At 69.4% G+C, this 16,141-nt stretch carries 19 protein-coding genes; 11 read left to right on the forward strand and 8 right to left on the reverse strand.

The features are described from left to right. The first annotated feature begins 109 nt into the window (after positions 1–109). Positions 110–778, forward strand: a complete 669-nt coding sequence (locus KCH87_RS27500; RefSeq protein ID WP_210588949.1) for a nitroreductase — start codon at positions 110–112, stop codon at positions 776–778. A gap of 8 nt (positions 779–786) precedes the next feature. Here the strand turns inward: KCH87_RS27500 and KCH87_RS27505 are convergent, their stop codons facing one another. After that, entirely contained in the window at positions 787–1,263 is a 477-nt protein-coding gene (locus tag KCH87_RS27505) for an Rrf2 family transcriptional regulator (protein ID WP_210589031.1), read from the reverse strand. Between the two features lie 152 nt (positions 1,264–1,415). Here KCH87_RS27505 and KCH87_RS27510 point away from each other — a divergent pair, with 152 nt between their 5' ends. Continuing rightward, positions 1,416–2,144 (forward strand): SDR family oxidoreductase, encoded by a 729-nt coding sequence (locus KCH87_RS27510; RefSeq protein ID WP_210588950.1) that lies wholly within the window; start codon positions 1,416–1,418, stop codon positions 2,142–2,144. A gap of 3 nt (positions 2,145–2,147) precedes the next feature. Here the strand turns inward: KCH87_RS27510 and KCH87_RS27515 are convergent, their stop codons facing one another. Then, the gene (locus KCH87_RS27515) at positions 2,148–5,012 is read right to left on the reverse strand and encodes an FAD-binding and (Fe-S)-binding domain-containing protein (RefSeq protein ID WP_210588951.1); all 2,865 of its coding nucleotides are present in this window, start codon (positions 5,010–5,012) and stop codon (positions 2,148–2,150) included. A gap of 81 nt (positions 5,013–5,093) precedes the next feature. Between KCH87_RS27515 and serC the strand changes: the two genes are divergently transcribed. Then, complete coding sequence (gene serC, locus KCH87_RS27520) at positions 5,094–6,212, forward strand: phosphoserine transaminase (RefSeq protein ID WP_210588952.1); 1,119 nt, start codon at positions 5,094–5,096, stop codon at positions 6,210–6,212. 65 nt (positions 6,213–6,277) lie between these two features. Here serC and KCH87_RS27525 read toward each other — a convergent pair whose 3' ends face one another. From KCH87_RS27525 to KCH87_RS27535, 3 genes are all read right to left on the reverse strand, one after another. Continuing rightward, a complete protein-coding gene (locus KCH87_RS27525; RefSeq protein WP_210588953.1) occupies positions 6,278–6,643 on the reverse strand; it encodes a hypothetical protein in 366 nt (121 codons plus the stop codon). A 74-nt stretch (positions 6,644–6,717) separates the two neighbouring features. After that, complete coding sequence (locus tag KCH87_RS27530; RefSeq protein WP_210588954.1) at positions 6,718–7,539, reverse strand: ABC transporter permease; 822 nt, start codon at positions 7,537–7,539, stop codon at positions 6,718–6,720. Further along, the gene (locus KCH87_RS27535; RefSeq protein WP_210588955.1) at positions 7,536–8,498 is read right to left on the reverse strand and encodes an ATP-binding cassette domain-containing protein; all 963 of its coding nucleotides are present in this window, start codon (positions 8,496–8,498) and stop codon (positions 7,536–7,538) included. Before KCH87_RS27535 ends, KCH87_RS27530 begins: the two co-directional genes overlap by 4 nt. An 88-nt stretch (positions 8,499–8,586) precedes the next feature. Between KCH87_RS27535 and KCH87_RS27540 the strand changes: the two genes are divergently transcribed. Together KCH87_RS27540 and KCH87_RS27545 are read left to right on the forward strand one after the other, a co-directional pair. After that, on the forward strand, positions 8,587–9,354 hold the full coding sequence (locus KCH87_RS27540; RefSeq protein WP_210588956.1) for a TetR/AcrR family transcriptional regulator: 768 nt from the start codon (positions 8,587–8,589) through the stop codon (positions 9,352–9,354). A 32-nt stretch (positions 9,355–9,386) separates the two neighbouring features. Then, entirely contained in the window at positions 9,387–9,803 is a 417-nt protein-coding gene (locus KCH87_RS27545) for a PPOX class F420-dependent oxidoreductase (protein WP_210588957.1), read from the forward strand. 11 nt (positions 9,804–9,814) lie between these two features. Here the strand turns inward: KCH87_RS27545 and KCH87_RS27550 are convergent, their stop codons facing one another. Continuing rightward, entirely contained in the window at positions 9,815–10,783 is a 969-nt protein-coding gene (locus KCH87_RS27550) for a WD40 repeat domain-containing protein (protein ID WP_210588958.1), read from the reverse strand. A gap of 89 nt (positions 10,784–10,872) precedes the next feature. Here KCH87_RS27550 and KCH87_RS27555 point away from each other — a divergent pair, with 89 nt between their 5' ends. The 3 genes from KCH87_RS27555 (at position 10,873) to KCH87_RS27565 (ending at position 12,782) form a co-directional block, all read left to right on the forward strand. Continuing rightward, positions 10,873–11,550, forward strand: coding sequence for an SGNH/GDSL hydrolase family protein (locus KCH87_RS27555; RefSeq protein WP_210588959.1), 678 nt, complete (start codon positions 10,873–10,875; stop codon positions 11,548–11,550). A 68-nt stretch (positions 11,551–11,618) separates the two neighbouring features. Continuing rightward, complete coding sequence (locus KCH87_RS27560) at positions 11,619–12,140, forward strand: Uma2 family endonuclease (protein WP_210589032.1); 522 nt, start codon at positions 11,619–11,621, stop codon at positions 12,138–12,140. 15 nt (positions 12,141–12,155) lie between these two features. Continuing rightward, positions 12,156–12,782, forward strand: a complete 627-nt coding sequence (locus KCH87_RS27565; RefSeq protein WP_210588960.1) for a 1,4-alpha-glucan branching protein — start codon at positions 12,156–12,158, stop codon at positions 12,780–12,782. A gap of 6 nt (positions 12,783–12,788) precedes the next feature. Here the strand turns inward: KCH87_RS27565 and KCH87_RS27570 are convergent, their stop codons facing one another. Continuing rightward, the gene (locus tag KCH87_RS27570; RefSeq protein WP_210588961.1) at positions 12,789–13,196 is read right to left on the reverse strand and encodes a hypothetical protein; all 408 of its coding nucleotides are present in this window, start codon (positions 13,194–13,196) and stop codon (positions 12,789–12,791) included. An 83-nt stretch (positions 13,197–13,279) separates the two neighbouring features. On the opposite strand from KCH87_RS27570, the gene KCH87_RS27575 reads away from it, so the two are divergent. Genes KCH87_RS27575 through KCH87_RS27585 form a run of 3 tightly spaced genes read left to right on the forward strand, consistent with a single transcriptional unit; the run spans position 13,280 to position 15,345 of the window. Beyond that, positions 13,280–14,089 carry a helix-turn-helix transcriptional regulator gene (locus tag KCH87_RS27575; RefSeq protein WP_210588962.1) on the forward strand — a complete coding sequence of 270 codons (810 nt, stop codon included), beginning with the start codon at positions 13,280–13,282 and terminating at the stop codon, positions 14,087–14,089. After that, positions 14,086–14,319, forward strand: coding sequence for a DUF397 domain-containing protein (locus KCH87_RS27580; RefSeq protein WP_210588963.1), 234 nt, complete (start codon positions 14,086–14,088; stop codon positions 14,317–14,319). Before KCH87_RS27575 ends, KCH87_RS27580 begins: the two co-directional genes overlap by 4 nt. A 30-nt stretch (positions 14,320–14,349) precedes the next feature. Then, the gene (locus KCH87_RS27585; RefSeq protein ID WP_210588964.1) at positions 14,350–15,345 is read left to right on the forward strand and encodes an aldo/keto reductase; all 996 of its coding nucleotides are present in this window, start codon (positions 14,350–14,352) and stop codon (positions 15,343–15,345) included. Positions 15,346–15,560: 215 nt separating this feature from the next. Here the strand turns inward: KCH87_RS27585 and thpR are convergent, their stop codons facing one another. After that, complete coding sequence (thpR, locus tag KCH87_RS27590) at positions 15,561–16,133, reverse strand: RNA 2',3'-cyclic phosphodiesterase (RefSeq protein WP_210588965.1); 573 nt, start codon at positions 16,131–16,133, stop codon at positions 15,561–15,563. Between the last annotated feature and the right edge of the window lie 8 nt (positions 16,134–16,141).

Below are 16,141 nucleotides of genomic sequence, written 5' to 3' on the forward strand. Positions count from 1 at the left end.
GGGCTGAGGATTCCCACTCGGCGATAGTTAAACACGAGATGGTATCGAATGATACTGTCGCGACTGCAACCCAAGTGGACGCGTTGAGCAGACAGGGAGGCAGACGATCTTGGACGTCTACGAGGCGGTCACAAGCCGACGAGCGGTACGCGGATTCACCGAACGGCCGCTGCCGACGGGCGCGTTGGAACGCGTGCTCTCCGCCGCGGCCTGGTCGCCGTCGGCATCGAACCTCCAGCCGTGGCACGCCTACGTGCTGACCGACGGACCGCTGGCCGAGCTCAAGAAGCGGGCCGGCGAGCGCCTGGCCGCGGGCGACCCCTGGGACGAGCCGGAGTACGAGCAGTACCCGCCCGCGCTGAAGTCCCCGTACCGCGAACGTCGATCCGCCTTCGGCGAGCAGCGCTACGGCGCACTGGGCATTCCGCGCGAGGACCTGGAGGCGCGTCAGAGGGCCGCTTCCGCGAACTGGGACTGTTTCGGGGCGCCCGCCGCCCTGTTCTGCTACATAGACCGCGACCTGGGCCCGGCCCAGTGGTCCGACGTCGGCATGTATCTGCAGACCGTCATGCTGCTGCTGCGCGCCGAAGGGCTGCACAGTTGCACGCAGATGGCCTGGGCGAAGTTCCGCAAGACCGTCGCGGAGGTCCTGTCACCCCCGGACGAGCTCATCCTCTTCTGCGGCATGTCGATCGGGTTCGAGGACGTGACGGTGGACTACGCCCGTACGGGCCGGGCGCCGCTCGACGAGACGGTCACGTTCGTCGATGGCCGCTGACGCCGCACTCAGGCCTGCGCCGCGGAAAGCCACGTCCCGATGCGGGCGATCGCGTCGGGACCGGAGTCGGACGCGACGTCCTGAACCAGATCGGCGATCGAGACGGCACGCAGCGCTTCCCGCCAGGCCGCGTCCGCCGCGGTCATCGCGCGGGCAATCGGGCACGGCGCGGTGCACGACTCGGCCGGGGTGGCGAACGGGCCTCGCCGGCGGATCTCCGTGCAGGTGAACGCCTGGTCGGGACCGTCGACCGCCTCGACCACATCGAGGACCGTGATCGAGGCGGCTTCCCGGGTAAGGACATAGCCACCCGCCTTGCCCTGGACCGAGCGCACCAGCCCGGCCCGGGAGAGCGCCTGCAGCTGCTTGGCCAGATAGCTCGCCGATACGTCGTGCAGTTCCGCCAGCCTGGTCGCGGGGACGGGTTCCTCGACCGACGTGAGCACGACGCAGCAGTGCAGGGCCCACTCGACTCCGCCGGACATCTTCACCCGGCCACTGTAATCAGCCATCCCTACCCGGACAATTCTTGTCCGGGTATAGTCTCGGACAGAACTTGTCCGAGTTGGACGCGTGCACTGCCCACCTGGGCGTTCACATGCCATATTGCGGACATACCTCCGACGAAGGGCATGCCATGAAGTTCGCGGTCATCGGCGGTACCGGGCTGATCGGGTCGCAGGTCGTCAAGAATCTGAACGCCGCCGGGCACGAGGCGGTGCCGCACTCGCAGTCCACCGGGGTCGACGTCATCAGCGGCCAGGGACTGGACGAGGCGGTGGCGGGAGCCGACGTCGTCGTCAACCTGACGAACTCCCCGACCTTCGACGAAGCCTCCCCGGCCTTCTTCCAGACCTCGATGGACAACCTGCTGGCCGCGGCCCACAAGGGCGGCGTCGGACACTTCGTCATCCTGTCGATCGTCGGCGTGGACCAGGTGCCGGAGCTGGACTACTACCGGGCCAAGGCGCTCCAGGAAACCGTCCTCGCCGCCGGGCCGGTCCCGTACTCGATCGTCCGGGCAACGCAGTTCATGGAGTTCATGGACGCCGTCCTGTCCTGGACCGCCGACGCCGACACCGTCCGGCTGCCCGCCACGCCGATCCAGCCGATCGCCGCCAAGGACGTGGCCCAGGCGGTGACGGAGGTCGCCGAGGGCGCCCCGCTGAACGGCATTCACAACATCGGCGGACCCGAGATCTTCCTCCTCGACGAGGTGGGCCGGATCACCCTGTCCCGCAAGGGCGACAAGCGGACCGTCGTCACCGACCCCACCGCCGGCATGTTCGCCGCCGTCAAGGGTGACGTCCTCACCGACAAGGACGCCCACCTCGCCCCCACCCGCTACACCGACTGGCTCTCCTGACCCTCAACTCCCGCCCCCGTCCAGCCCCTCCGCCAACACCTCCGCCAGATGCCGCCCCCGCACCCCCGCCAGCTGCTCCAGCTGCGTCCGGCAGGAGAACCCGTCCGCCAGCACCACCGCCCCCTCGCCCGCCTCCCGCACCGCCGGCAGCAACTGCTCCTCCGCGCACGCCGCCGACACCTCGAAGTGCCCCTCCTCGAAACCGAAGTTGCCGGCGAGCCCGCAGCAGCCACCGCTCAACTCCCCGGTCAGCCCGGCCGATTGACGCAGCCGCCGATCGGCCGCGTCCCGCAGCACCGCATGCTGATGGCAATGGGTCTGCCCGACCGCAGCCCGGTCCAGGCGCGGCGGCGTCCAGTCGGGCGCCAGCCGCTCCAGCGCCTCCGCGAAGGTCAGGACGCGGTCGGCGAGGCGGCGGGCGCGCGGGTCGTCGGGGAGGAGTTCCGGGAGGTCCGCGCGCAGGGCGGCCGCGCAGCTCGGTTCCAGGACGATGACCGGTACGGGCCGGTCCAGCAGGGGCTCCAGTAGATCGAGCGTACGGCCCAACACTGCTCGCGCCCGGTCGAGTTGGCCCGTCGAGACGTACGTCAGACCGCAGCAGACGCGGCCCCGGTGTCCCGCCAGGGTCTCCGTCGGCGGCAGCACCGCCGAGATGCCCGCCGCCTCCAGGACCCGTACGGCCGCCTGACCCACCGACGGCGACAGGTGCTCGGTGAAGGTGTCCGGCCACAGAAGGGCGACCGTGTGCAGGCCGTCACCGAAGGAGTGGTCGCCTTCGGTGACGGGCCTCAACACCCGTCCCGCCCGCTCCTGGACCCGCCGCCCCCACCACCGGCTGAAGGTCTCCGCCGCCACCCGCGGAATGTCCCGTTCGGGCGCGATCCCGCCCAGCCGCTTGGCCACCCAGGCCAACGGCCGGACCCCCGCCAGCACATTGACCGGCCGAGCCGCGCGCGTACGGGCCACCGCCCGCAGCCACACCGGCAGCCACCCCATGCTGTAGTGCGCGGCCGGCCGGCGGCGCCCTTCGTAGTGGTGGTGCAGGAACTCCGCCTTGTACGTGGCCATGTCGACCTCGACCGGACAGTCGGAGCGGCACCCCTTGCAGGACAGACACAGATCGAGCGCGTCCCGCACCTCCTCCGAACGCCAGCCGTCCGTCACCAGCTCCCCCGCGAGCATCTCGTGCAGCAGCCGGGCACGCCCGCGCGTGGAGTGCTGTTCCTCGCCGGTCGCGCGGAAGGAAGGGCACATGACCGCAGACCCGGAAACCGACGTCGTGCGGCACTTCGCGACCCCCACACACCGCCGTACCGCCGCCGAGAAGTCGCCGCCGTCGGACGGGTAGCCGAAGGCCACGTCGACCGGTTTGCGCGGCAGGACGGAGAAGCGGAGGTTCGCGTCCAACGGAGACGGCCGTACCAGCATCCCCGGATTGAGCAGGTCGTCCGGATCCCACACGCCCTTCGCCCGCTCGAAGAGGCCCACCATCTCCTCGCCGTACATCTTCGGCAGCAACTCGGCCCGCGCCTGTCCGTCCCCGTGCTCCCCCGACAACGAGCCACCATGCGCCACGACGACCTCCGCCAGCTCCTCCGAGAAGCGCCGGAAGCGGGCGACGCCCGCGTCCGTCATCAGGTCGAAGTCGATACGGACGTGGATGCAGCCGTCGCCGAAGTGCCCGTACGGCGTGCCGCGCAGGCCGTGCGCGCTCAACAGCCCGCGAAAGTCGCGCAGATAGGCCCCCAGCCGCTCCGGCGGAACGGCGCAGTCCTCCCACCCCGGCCACGCCTCGCTCCCGTCGGGCATCCGTGTCGCCGTACCGCTCGCGTCCTCCCGGATCCGCCACAGCGCCCGCTGCCCGGCGCCGTCCGTCACCACCAGGGAGCCCATGACATCGGCCGCCCGCACGATCGCCTCCGCACGCGCGCGTGCCTCCGCCGCGTCCGACCCGCCCGTCTCCACGAACAGCCAGGCCCCGCCCCGGGGAAGGGCAACCGTCGACGCCACCAGGTCCGCCGCCATCCCCTCCACCGTCAGCGGCCCATACGGCAGCAGACCGGCCGCCGCCTCCGCCGCCGCGCCCTCGTCGGCGTACGCCAGCACGGCCAGCGCACGCGCGCGTGGCGCCTCGACCAGCCGTACGACCGCCTCGGTCAGCACGCCCAGCGTGCCCTCGGAGCCGCAGAAGGAACGGGCGACGTCGGCGCCCTTCTCGGGCAGCAGCGCGTCCAGTGCGTATCCGGAGATACGGCGGGGCAGGTCGGGGAATCCGGTGCGCAGCCGCGCCAAGTCGCCGTCCACGAGCGCCCGTAGCCCTTCCGGCGCCCCTGCCCACCCCTGCCCCAGCCGGTGCCGGTCACCCCGTCCGGTGACCACGTCCAGCTCCCGCACACTGTCCGCGGTCGTCCCCCACGCCACCGAGTGCGACCCGCACGAGTTGTTCCCGATCATCCCGCCGAGCGTGCACCGGCTGTGGGTGGACGGATCGGGCCCGAACCGGAGCCCGTGCGGGGCGGCCGCCTGCTGGAGACTGTCGAGGACGAGGCCCGGCTGGACGACGGCCGTACGCGCCTGCGCATCCAGGGACACCAGCCGGTTCATGTGCCGGGTGAAGTCCAGCACCACGCCGGTGCCGGTGGCCTGGCCCGCGATGGACGTGCCTCCGCCCCGCGCCACCACCGGCACCCCGCGCTCCCGGCACACCCCCAGCACGGCCGCCACGTCGTCGGCGTCCCGCGGCGCCACGACGCCGAGCGGGACACGCCGGTAGTTGGACGCGTCCATGGTGACCAGCGCCCGGGAGGTGACATCGAAACCGACCTCACCCCGGACGGCCTTGCGCAGCTCCGCTTCGAGATCAGACATATATCAACCCAATCACCAACGCCGTCTCACCCGACGGACCACGTTTCGCCCAGGTTTCCCCCAACGGCTACCCTCCCTTCCGTGGCTGAGATCCAGATTCCCGCTGACATCAAGCCCGCCGACGGACGTTTCGGCGCGGGCCCCTCCAAGGTGCGGACGGAAGCGCTGGACGCGCTGGCCGCCACCGGTACGTCCCTCATGGGCACCTCCCACCGCCAGGCCCCGGTGAAAAACCTGGTCGGCAAGGTGCGCGAGGGTGTCCGTGAGCTGTTCCAGCTGCCCGACGGCTACGAGGTCGTCCTCGGCAACGGCGGCTCGACCGCGTTCTGGGACATCGCGACCCACGGCCTGATCGAGAACAGGTCGCAGCACCTCACCTTCGGCGAGTTCTCCTCCAAGTTCGCCAAGGCCGCGAAGCTCGCCCCCTGGCTGGCCGAACCGGACGTCATCTCCACCGACCCCGGCACGCACCCCGAGCCGGTCGCCGAGGCGGGCGTCGACGTATACGCCTTCACGCACAACGAGACCTCGACCGGTGTCGCCATGCCGATCAAGCGCGTGGCCGGCGCCGACGAGGGCGCCCTCGTCCTGGTCGACGCCACGTCCGGCGCCGGCGGCCTCCCGGTCGACATCGCCGAGACCGACGTCTACTACTTCGCCCCGCAGAAGTCCTTCGCCTCCGACGGCGGTCTGTGGATCGGCGTCTTCTCCCCCGCCGCGATCGAGCGCGCCGAGCGCGTTCACGCGAGCGGACGGCACATCCCGGAGTTCTTCAGCCTGCCCACGGCGATCGACAACTCCCGCAAGAACCAGACCTACAACACCCCCGGCCTCGCCACCCTCTTCCTGCTCAACGACCAGCTGGAGTGGATCAACGGCCAGGGCGGCCTGGACTGGGCGGTCCGCCGCACCGCCACCTCCGCACGGACGCTGTACGGCTGGGCCGAGGACATCAAGTTCGCGAACCCCTTCGTGACCGACCCGGCCAAGCGCTCGCAGGTCATCGGCACGATCGACTTCGTCGACGACATCGACGCCGCCGCCATCGCCAAGGTCCTGCGCGCCAACGGCATCGTCGACACCGAGCCCTACCGCAAGCTCGGCCGCAACCAACTCCGCGTCGCCATGTTCCCGGCGATCGACCCGGCCGACGTCGAGGCGCTGACGAAGTGCGTCGACTACGTGATCGAGAAGCTGTAGTCGTTTCTACGACGACGAGGGGCGCCCGGAACATTCTCCGGGCGCCCCTCAGTCGTTTGGGGTCGTCAGCCCATCTGGGACTTCACGTGGTCGATGACGCGGTCGAACTCCGGCGTCGGTGAGAAGTCCACGTACTCGACGTCCTCAAGCGCCACCGGAATGTGGCCGGGCGCCCAGTAGAAGGCCTGGCCCGGCTCGTAGATCTCCTCGCCCTCCGGGGTCCGCATCTGCAGACGACCCGAGAACATGTACCCCCAGTGGGGGCACTGGCACATGTCATTGGGCATGCCCTTCAGGGCGGGCCCCATGTCCGTGCCCTTCGGAAGCCGGATGAACGCGACGCTCATCTCGCCACCGAGCTCGGTCTTGCGCAATTCCACACCGCCACCCTCGAGGGCGACCGCGGTACCTTCCTTCGTTGCCGCCGTCATGATGCCTCCTGACTCATCCCCCTTCCAGTCTCGGCCCCGGGGCGGCACCCCGCACATCCGCGCAGATCAACGGCTCAGCGGCTCAGCTTCCGGAACCGCCGCACCGCCAGCGGCAGGAAGATCAGCGTCAGTACCACCGGCCACACCCCCGCCATCAGCAGCGCGTGCTGCTCGACCCAGGAGTCGCCGACCGCGCCCGGCGAGCCGAACAGGTCGCGGGTGGCCGCCGCTGTGGAGGAGATCGGGTTCCAGGCCGCGACCGAGCCGAGCCAGTCCGGCATCAGCTGCGGGGCGACGAAGATGCTGGAGATCATCGTCAGCGGGAAGGCGACCGCGAACAGGCCGCCCGCCGCCTCGGGGTTGGGTACGAGCAGGCCCAGCCACACGCCGATCCAGATCAGCGCGAACCGCAGCCACAGGAGCAGACCGAAGGCCGCGAGGAAGCCGAACCCGCCGTCCGGCCGCCAGCCCATCGCGACCGCCGTCAGCATCATGATGCCGAGCTCCGCGCAGGCCACCACCAGATCGGTCACCCCGCGCCCGGCGACCACCGCGGACGACGCCATCGGCATGGAGCGGAACCGGTCGATGACGCCCCTGGTGGCGTCGTACACCACGACCGTCGCCGTGTTGATGAAGCCGAACGCCATGGTCATCACGAACATGCCCGGCATCAGGAAGTCCTTGTAGTCCCCGCCGCCCGGCACCTTCATCGCGCTGCCGAAGACATAGCCGTAGAGGAGGACGGACAGGATCGGGAAGCCCAGCTGCCAGGCGATGTTGACCGGTTGGCGCTGGTAGTGGGTGAGGCCGCGGCGGACGATGTTCCAGCAGTCGGCGAGCGCCCAGTAGGTGCGGCTGCGGGCGGGCAGCCCGGTCGGATCGACGGTGGTCATGCCGCGGCCTCCTTCTCGGTGCGGTGTCCGGTCAGCCGCAGGAACACGTCGTCCAGGCTCGGCCTGCGCAGCCCGATGTCCTCGACCGGCACGCCCTCGTCCTGGAGTGTGCGGGCCACCTCGGTGAGGGCCGACACCCGGTCGGTCACCGGGGCGTGCACGCGCAGTTCGGTCTCGTCGGTCTCCGGTTCGCCGTCGGAGACGCGGGCGACGACCTTCACCGCCCGCGGGATGTCGGCGCGTTCGCTGAGGACGACCTCGATGCGGTCGCCGCCGACACGGTTCTTCAGTCCCTCCGGGGAGTCGTCCGCGATCGACCGGCCCTGGTCGATGACGGTGACGCGGGAGGCGAGCTTGTCGGCCTCCTCCAGATACTGCGTGGTCAGCAGCACGGTGGTGCCGCTCGCCACCAACGCCCGTACGGAATCCCAGACTTCACCCCGGCCGCGGGGATCGAGGCCCGTCGTCGGCTCGTCCAGGAAGAGGACCGCCGGGGTGAGGATCATCGACGCGGCGAGGTCGAGGCGGCGCCGCATGCCGCCGCTGTAGGCGCCCACGCCCTTGTCGGCGGCGTCGGTCAGGTCGAACTGCTCCAGCAGCTCGGTGGCCCGCAGCCGCGCCCGCTTCCCGCCGAGGTGGAACAGCCTGCCGAACATCTCCAGGTTCTGCCGCCCGGTGAGCACCTCGTCCACGGCGGCGTACTGCCCGGTCAGCCCGATCCTCGCCCGCACCTCGCGCGACTGTCGTACGACGTCCAGGCCGGCCACCGTCGCCCGTCCGCCGTCCAGTCGCAGCAGCGTGGACAGGATGCGGACCGCGGTGGTCTTGCCGGCGCCGTTCGGTCCGAGCAGCCCGTGCACGGTGCCCTCGCGCACGGCGAGGTCGAAGCCGTCGAGGGCGTGTTTCTCGCCGTACCGCTTCTCCAGGCCCTCCGCCCGGACCGCGTAACCGTCGCTCATGGTTCCCCCTTCTCTTCAACTGAGTACACCGTACCCTATTGCGCGTACACCGTACCCAGTTTCTCGGCGAGGATTTAAGCTGAGCGGCATGACAAGCGGCAAGGGCGGTACGGAGACCAGTGGCAGCGGCGACATCGGGCGCACGCTGGAACTGCTCTGGGACACCGGCCGGCGCCCCAGTCGCGGCCCGAAGCCGGGTCTGAGCCTGGACCAGATCGTGGCGGCGGCCGTCCGGATCGCGGACGAGGAGGGCCTGGACGCCGTCTCGATGCGCCGCGTCGCCACCGAACTCGGCACCGGCACCATGTCCCTCTACCGCTATGTCCCCGGCAAGGGCGAGCTGCTCGACCTGATGCTGGACCGGGTCCAGAAGCCGTCCGAGAACCCGGCCGACCTGGGCGAGGGCGACTGGCGCTCGGCACTGGAGGCCCTGGGCCGCGCCACCCTCGCCCTCTACCGGCGCCACCCCTGGCTGCTCCAGGTCAACCAGTCCCGTCCGATACTCGGCCCGAGTGCCCTCGACGGCATGGAGAAGGTGCTCTCGCTCATCCGGCCGATGGGACTGACCGACCCCGAGCTGGTGTCGGCGATCATCACGATCGACGGGTACGTCGTCGGGGCCGCGCGCACGCAGCTGTACCAGATGGAGGCGGAGCGCCGTTCCGGCCTGACGGACGCGGAGTTCTGGCAGGCCCAGGTGCCGACGCTGGAGAAGGTCCTCGCGTCGGGCCGCTACCCGGTGATGGCCTCCCTCTCCGAGGACACGTTCGGCCCCGACTTCGACCACTTCGAGTTCGGGCTCCAGCGGATCCTGGACGGGCTCGAAGTGTTCGTCGCCCGGCGCGGCAAAGGGTGACAAAGCGAGCGATCAGTGCCTGTATGGAAGGCATGAATACCCCGAGTACGAGCCCCGAGCTCACCCCCTTCATCAAGCAATGGGCCGTCCTCCTCACCAGCCACAAGAGGGACGGCACCGGCGTCGGCACCCCCGTGAACATCGCCGTCGAGGGCGACCACGCGTACTTCCGCACCCCGGGCAGGGCCTGGAAGGCCAAGCGTCTGCGCAACAACCCCGAGGTGGAGATCGCCCCCTCCACCGTCCGCGGCGCCCCGACCGGCCCCGAGATCCACGCCCGGGCGCGCCTGCTGGACCACGGCAGCGACGAGGACAAGCACGCAGCCCTGCTGCTGCGGAAGAAGTACCCCCTCACGCATGGGGTGTTCGTGCCGCTGAGCCACAAGGTGATGCGGACGCAGACGCTGCACTACGAGGTGCGGCCGGCGGAGGAGAAGCCACAGGACTGAGACAGACAGGCCTACGACCGTCGCCGCAGCAGCCTCTTGAACCCGAGTACGACGGCGAGTCCTACGGCGACGGCGAGGGCGCCGACCTTGAGGTTGTCGCTGTCCCCGTCACCGCCTGCCGCCGAACTCCCGCTGCCGGAAGGCGAGTCGGAGGACCCGGAGGAGCCGTAGGGCACGTCCTCCGCCTTCACCTCACTGCCCGCCCCCTCGCTCCCGAGCATCAGCTTCGTCCCGTCGACGCTGTAGGTGACGGACTCCCCCTGCCCGAGCGGCACGCTGATCCGCCCCTGCCGCTTGATCTTCCCGCCGTTCCATTCGTAGGAGATCCCGCCGAAGTATCCGCGTACGGCGAGCTGTTCGCCGTCGGGCGAGAAGGCGGCGTCCGTGGCCCACAGGTCGACGGCGACGGCGGGCTTGAACACATTGGTCCCGGAGGAGGAGAGCTTGGCCGGGCCCTCATACAGATGCCCGCCGTCCTCCTGCTTGTCGATGATGTAGACGCGCCCCGTCTTGGGGTGGACGACCATCGACTCGGCGTCACGGGAGCCGTTCGAGTACTTCACTACATACTGCGTGGCCCGGACGCTCTGGTCGGTGAGGTCCTTGGGCTCGGGCAGCTGATAGAGCCACACATAGGGCCAGGTGACCCCGTCGTTGTCGCCGATGTCGCCGACCCAGATCTGGTTGTCCGGCCCGATCGCGATGGCCTCGACATCACGCGGTGTACCCACGCCGGTCATGGTGATCCTGGCGACGGTCTTGCCGGTGCTGCTGTCCACGGCGTAGAGGTAGGCGCCGGTGTCCTGGTCGTTGTGCGTCCAGTAGATGCCCGGGTGCTGACGGGAGGCGGCGAGGCCGCTGGACTCGGTGATGCGGGGGTCGCTGATCGTGAAGGTCTCGTCGCCGTCGGCGGCGGATGCGGGCACGGTGAAGGCACCCACGAGGAGGACCCCGGCAAGGAACGCGAGCAGTCGGCGCATGCCCCCAAGACTGCCATCCCGCTCTGCACTTCACGGAGAGTGTCCGGCTTCACACCCCGTCCGTCCCGCTGATCGTCCATCATGAGCGGATGCTCAGGTTCATGCCCGTCGGCGACTCCCAGACGATCGGAAGCGCGGGCGAACACACATGGCGTTACCGAATGTGGCAGCACCTGCGCGAGACGTACGGCGGCCCGTTCGCCCTCGTCGGCCCGCGCGAGACGCTGTTCGACAAGGCGACGGGCGCCCCCACGTCGTACGAGTACGCCGACCCCGACTTCCCCCGCGCCCACCTGGCCGGCTGGGGCGAGGGCTGGCTCCAGATGGCTCCGCTGATCGGCGAGGCGGTGCGGTCGTGCAGGGCGAATGTGTTGTTGGTGTCGCTGGGGCTGATCGACCTGGGCTTCTACACGAACGCGGACCAGACGGCGGAGAACGTACGGGGCTTCGTCGCGACGGCGAGGGCGGCGAACCCAAAGGTGCGGATGGTCGTGCTGCCGGTGATCCCGAACGTCCGCGCCGAGACGGACCCCGCCTTCGCCGCGGAGGTCGCCCGCTTCAACGAGCTGCTCGCAAAGGCGGTCGCCGACCTGGACGAGCCCCGCTCACCCCTGTTGCTGGCGTCGCCGCCCCCGTCGTACGACATCAACTTCGACACCTACGACGGCACGCATCCGAACGAGAGCGGCGAGCACAAGATCGCGGAGGCGTTCGCGGACGCGATGTATCAGGCTTGGGATGTGGGCGAGCCGTACGAGGCCGACTGACGGCCGGGGGCTGACATGTGAGCTTCCTCTCCGTGTCATGGTCACCGTGCGTGTCGTTGTTCGCCTCGATGAACAGGCTTGAAGACAGGATCGAGATGGCCGACGCCAACACGAAGCGGTTGGACGAGTGGTTCGAACGTCTTGAGCGCATGCCCGTCCCGGAAGGATTCAGGGTAGAGATCGTCGGCGGCAACGTTCACATGACGCCGCAGCGGGACACGCATTGGGAGATCATCCGCCGACTCCTGTGTGCTCTTGAGGACAGGTTCGGGAGGGAAGTCATTGTGTTCTCGGATGTCCGGATCGACTTTCCGGGCCGCGAGAACGGATTCTGCCCGGACATCGCCCTGCTCAAGGACTCGGCGAGGCCGGACGACGAAGACCACTGGCGTTACCAGGATGTCGAGTTCGTCGCCGAAGTCCCCGTCTATCTCATCTCAGACCCCTACCAGGGCAAGTGCCACCTCTACACACAGCCCAAGAAGGGCGAATACCTCACGGAGCTGACCGTCTCCTTCGGCACCGACATCGACCTCACCGGCACAGTGATCGACCTCGTCCTCAAGACCGACGACTTCCCCCGGGACTAATGGGAGGGTGTGGCCATGGCCCTCATCCACCACACCACCCTCAAGCCGACCAAGCTGGAACTCCTGACCACGTGGCTGCCGACCCGCCCGTGGTACGTCGGCGGCACGGGTGAACCGGTGTTGACGAAGGCCGGTGGGTTTCGGCTGGACGACCCGGAGGGGGAGGTCGGTATCGAGTTCATGGTGGTCACCGACGCCTCTGTCCCGGACCCCGCTTCCTATCTGGTGCCGCTCGCCTACCGAGGTGCCCCGCTCGACGGCGTGGAGCACGCCCTCGTCGGCACGATGGAGCACGGTGTGCTCGGGAAGCGCTGGGCCTACGACGGCTGTCACGACCCGGTGCTGGTCGCCCAGTTGCTGGCCCTGCTCGAAGGCCGGGTCCAGGCCCAGGCGCAGAGCGTCACCGACACCCCCGACCGCGAGGTCACCCGCGCCTACGCCGGCCCCGGCCTCCCCTCCACCGCCACGGCCGCCGACACCCAGGACGGCACCGAACTCCGCGTCTCCGACGGCACGGCCCTCCGTCTGCACCGAGGCCTGCGGCCCGGCACGAAGGCCCCCGAAGACGCGGCCGGCCACATCACCGGCGCCTGGGAGTTGCCGAACGGCACGCGGGCGCGCGCACCGTTCGCCGTGCTCTGACCCCGGTCACACCCCGCCCCGGGCCGCCTCCCACAGCAACTCCCCCACCACGAACGGCACCCTCTCCGACGGCACCGACCGCCACCCCAACGGCCACGTCGTTCCCGTCAGCGCCGGTACGCCCACGTACGCCCAGACGCCGTCACCGCGCGTGAGAGCACGCACGCCGGGCGGCCAGCGGTACGCGGACGCGGTTTGCGGGGGCAACAGAAAGTACATGTTCCGTTCGCCGCTGAACTCCTGGACGACCGGGCCCGCGTCGAAGTCCGTGGCGGACATCAGCTCGTTGGCGACGCGTTCCCCTTCAGCTCCTCTGATACGTACGGCATCGAAGTGGATGCCGGCGTGCCGGAGGGCGAGGCCGGACGCGGGGATCCAGGTCGGGATCCAGGGGGCGGCGATTCTCTCGTTCATGACGCAAAGCGTTCCGGGTGCTCACATACTGTGACCAGGGGTTTGCAAGGGTGGTGCGGGGCTGTGCAGTTGGGGAGGTCGTTGTGCACTCCGGTGAACGGGGCTCGGAGTCGTTCGGGGCGCTTCTGAGGTTCTATCGCGAGCGGGCCGGGATGACGCAGGAGGGCTTGGGCAAGCACGTCGGCTACTCCAAGTCGCAGGTGGCGATGGTGGAGCGGGGTGAGCGGTCGCCCAAGGGGCAGTTGGTCGAGATCGCGGACCAGGTGCTCGGTGCACAGGGTGCACTGCTGGTGCTGGCGGAGAAGGAGTTCGGGAGCGGCGGGCTGCGGCCGTGGACGGAGGATTACCTTGCGGAGGAGAAGAAGGCAACGGCGCTGCACGTGTACCAGACGCATCTGATCCCGGGTTCACTGCAGACTGAGCAGTACGCGCGGGCGGTCTACACATGCAACCGTTGCCCCACGCTGGACGACGACGAGATCGAGCGGCGAGTGGCCTCCCGATGGGAACGACAGCAGCTCTTCCAGCGCAAGCCCGCACCGAGCGTCAGCTACGTACTCGAAGAGACCACGCTGACACGCCCGTTGGGCGGTGAAGCCGCGCTCAAGGAGCAGCTTCACCACATCCTCGCGATCGGCGAGCTCCGCCATGTAGAGATCCAGGTGATGCCACACCGACGACAGGCGCACGCAGGGTTGAACGGCCCGATGATCCTCTTGGAGACCGCCGAGCGTCACCAGCTCGCCTATGTCGAAGGACCGAGCGGTGGCTACTTCATCAGCGAACAGCCGGACCTAGGGGACCTGTTCGGCAAATATGGCATTCTGCGGGCGCAGGCTCTTGACCCCGATGAGTCCGCAAAGCTGATCGAAAAGGTGGCACAGGAGCTATGAGCGCGGACCTCGTCTGGTTCAAGAGCAGCTACAGCGGCGGCGAAGGTGAGTGCGTCGAAGTGGCCTTGAGCTGGACCAAGTCGAGCCACAGCGGCGACCAGGGCGAATGCCTGGAGATAGCCATCGCCCCGGACACCATCCACATCCGCGACTCCAAGACCACCCCCACCGCCCCCACCCTCCGTCTCACCCCGACCACCTGGTCCGCCTTCCTCGCGTCGCTTGCCTAGAGCGCACTCCACGACGTTGGCTAGGTAGTCATGAAGTACACGCAGCTCGGACGCACGGGACTCAAGGTCAGCCGACTCGTCCTCGGCACCATGAACTTCGGTCCGCAGACCAACGAGGCGGACAGCCACGTCATCATGGACGCGGCGCTGGACGCCGGTATCAACTTCTTCGACACGGCCAACGTCTACGGCTGGGGCGAGAACAAGGGCCGGACCGAATCGATCATCGGCAACTGGTTCGCGAAGGGCGGCGACCGGCGCGACAAGACCGTTCTCGCCACCAAGATGTACGGCAACATGGGCGCCGAGGGCGTCCCCGCCTGGCCCAACCACGATCTGCTGTCCGCCCTCAACATCCGGCGGGCGGTCGACGCCAGCCTGAAGCGGTTGCAGACCGACTACATCGACGTCTACCAGTTCCACCACGTCGACCGTGCCACTCCCTTCGAGGAGATCTGGCAGGCGATCGACGTCCTCGTCCAGCAGGGCAAGATCCTCTACGTCGGGTCGTCCAACTTCCCCGGCTACAAGATCGCCCAAGCCAATGAGATCGCAGCGAAGCGCAGCGGCACCATCGGTCTCGTCAGCGAGCAGTGCCTCTACAACCTGGCCGAGCGCCGCGCCGAGATGGAGGTCATCCCGGCCGCGCAGGAGTACGGCCTCGGGGTCATCCCCTGGTCGCCTCTCCAGGGCGGGCTGCTGGGCGGGGTCATCAAGAAGGAGGTCCAGGGTGGCCGCCGCGCCTCCGGCCGGGCCGCCGACGCCCTCGCCAACCCCGCCACCCGGGCGCAGGTACAGTCGTACGAGGACCTGCTGGAGAAGCACGGCGTCGAGCCGGGTGAGGCCGCTCTCGCCTGGCTGCTCACCCGCCCCGGCGTGACCGGCCCCATCGTGGGCCCGCGCACCGCCGAGCAGCTGGACTCCGCGCTGCGGGCGGTCGAGCTGGAGCTGAGCGAGGACCTGCTGACCGGCCTCGACGAGATCTTCCCGGGCCCGGGCCCGTCCCCGGAGGCCTTCGCCTGGTAACTCCGGCGACAAAAGCGCCCCCGTCAGGGGCGCGGGGAACTGCGCGACGAGCCCCCACCGGGCCCGCAGGTCACCACGACCCGCAGTCCCCCGGGCCCCGCGGAGCGCACCGCGCGCTACCTACCGAGCGCGGACGCCAAGGCAACCACAACGAACAACAGCACAAGCGAACCGGCCATGATCCGGTTCCGAGTCTTCGGTTTCACGCATCGAGACTAACCGGCCGCCCCCAGCGCCCAACGGGCGACCACCTCATACCGCGGCTGCTCCCCCGGCACGCCCGATTTCGGCAGATTGCTGCGCACCAGCGCCAGTTCGCCCACCGACCACGTCCGGCCGGTGAACAGGTCGAGGGCCTCGACATACGGCCGTACATCCACCGCGTCCCGGCTCCTCGCCACCGTCAGATGGGCCTTGTACCGCCGGTGCTCCCCCATCGGCACCCCCGCCTTCCGCGCGGCCGCCTCCGCACGGTCCGCCAGCAGCCGCAGCGACGGGAGGTCCCCCTCCGCGCCCGCCCACAGCGCCTTCCCGTGCCCGAACTGCCCACCGCCCCGCACAGCCAGCGGAAACGGCTCGGTGCGGTGAGCGGCGCGCTCCAGCCGCGCCGACAGATCCGGTACGAGCTCGTCGTCGACCTCGCCGTAGAACGCGAGCGTGAAGTGCCAGCCGGGACGGCCGGTCCAGCGCAGCCCGTCCGCTCCGGGCAGTCTGTGCAACTCCTCGATCTCGGCGGCGAGTTCGCGGACGACATCCTCGGGCGGCAGTACGGCGGCGAAGAGTCTCATGGGGCCCA

It is taken from the genome of Streptomyces sp. GESEQ-35 (genome assembly GCF_017948485.1).
Lineage (GTDB): Bacteria > Actinomycetota > Actinomycetes > Streptomycetales > Streptomycetaceae > Streptomyces.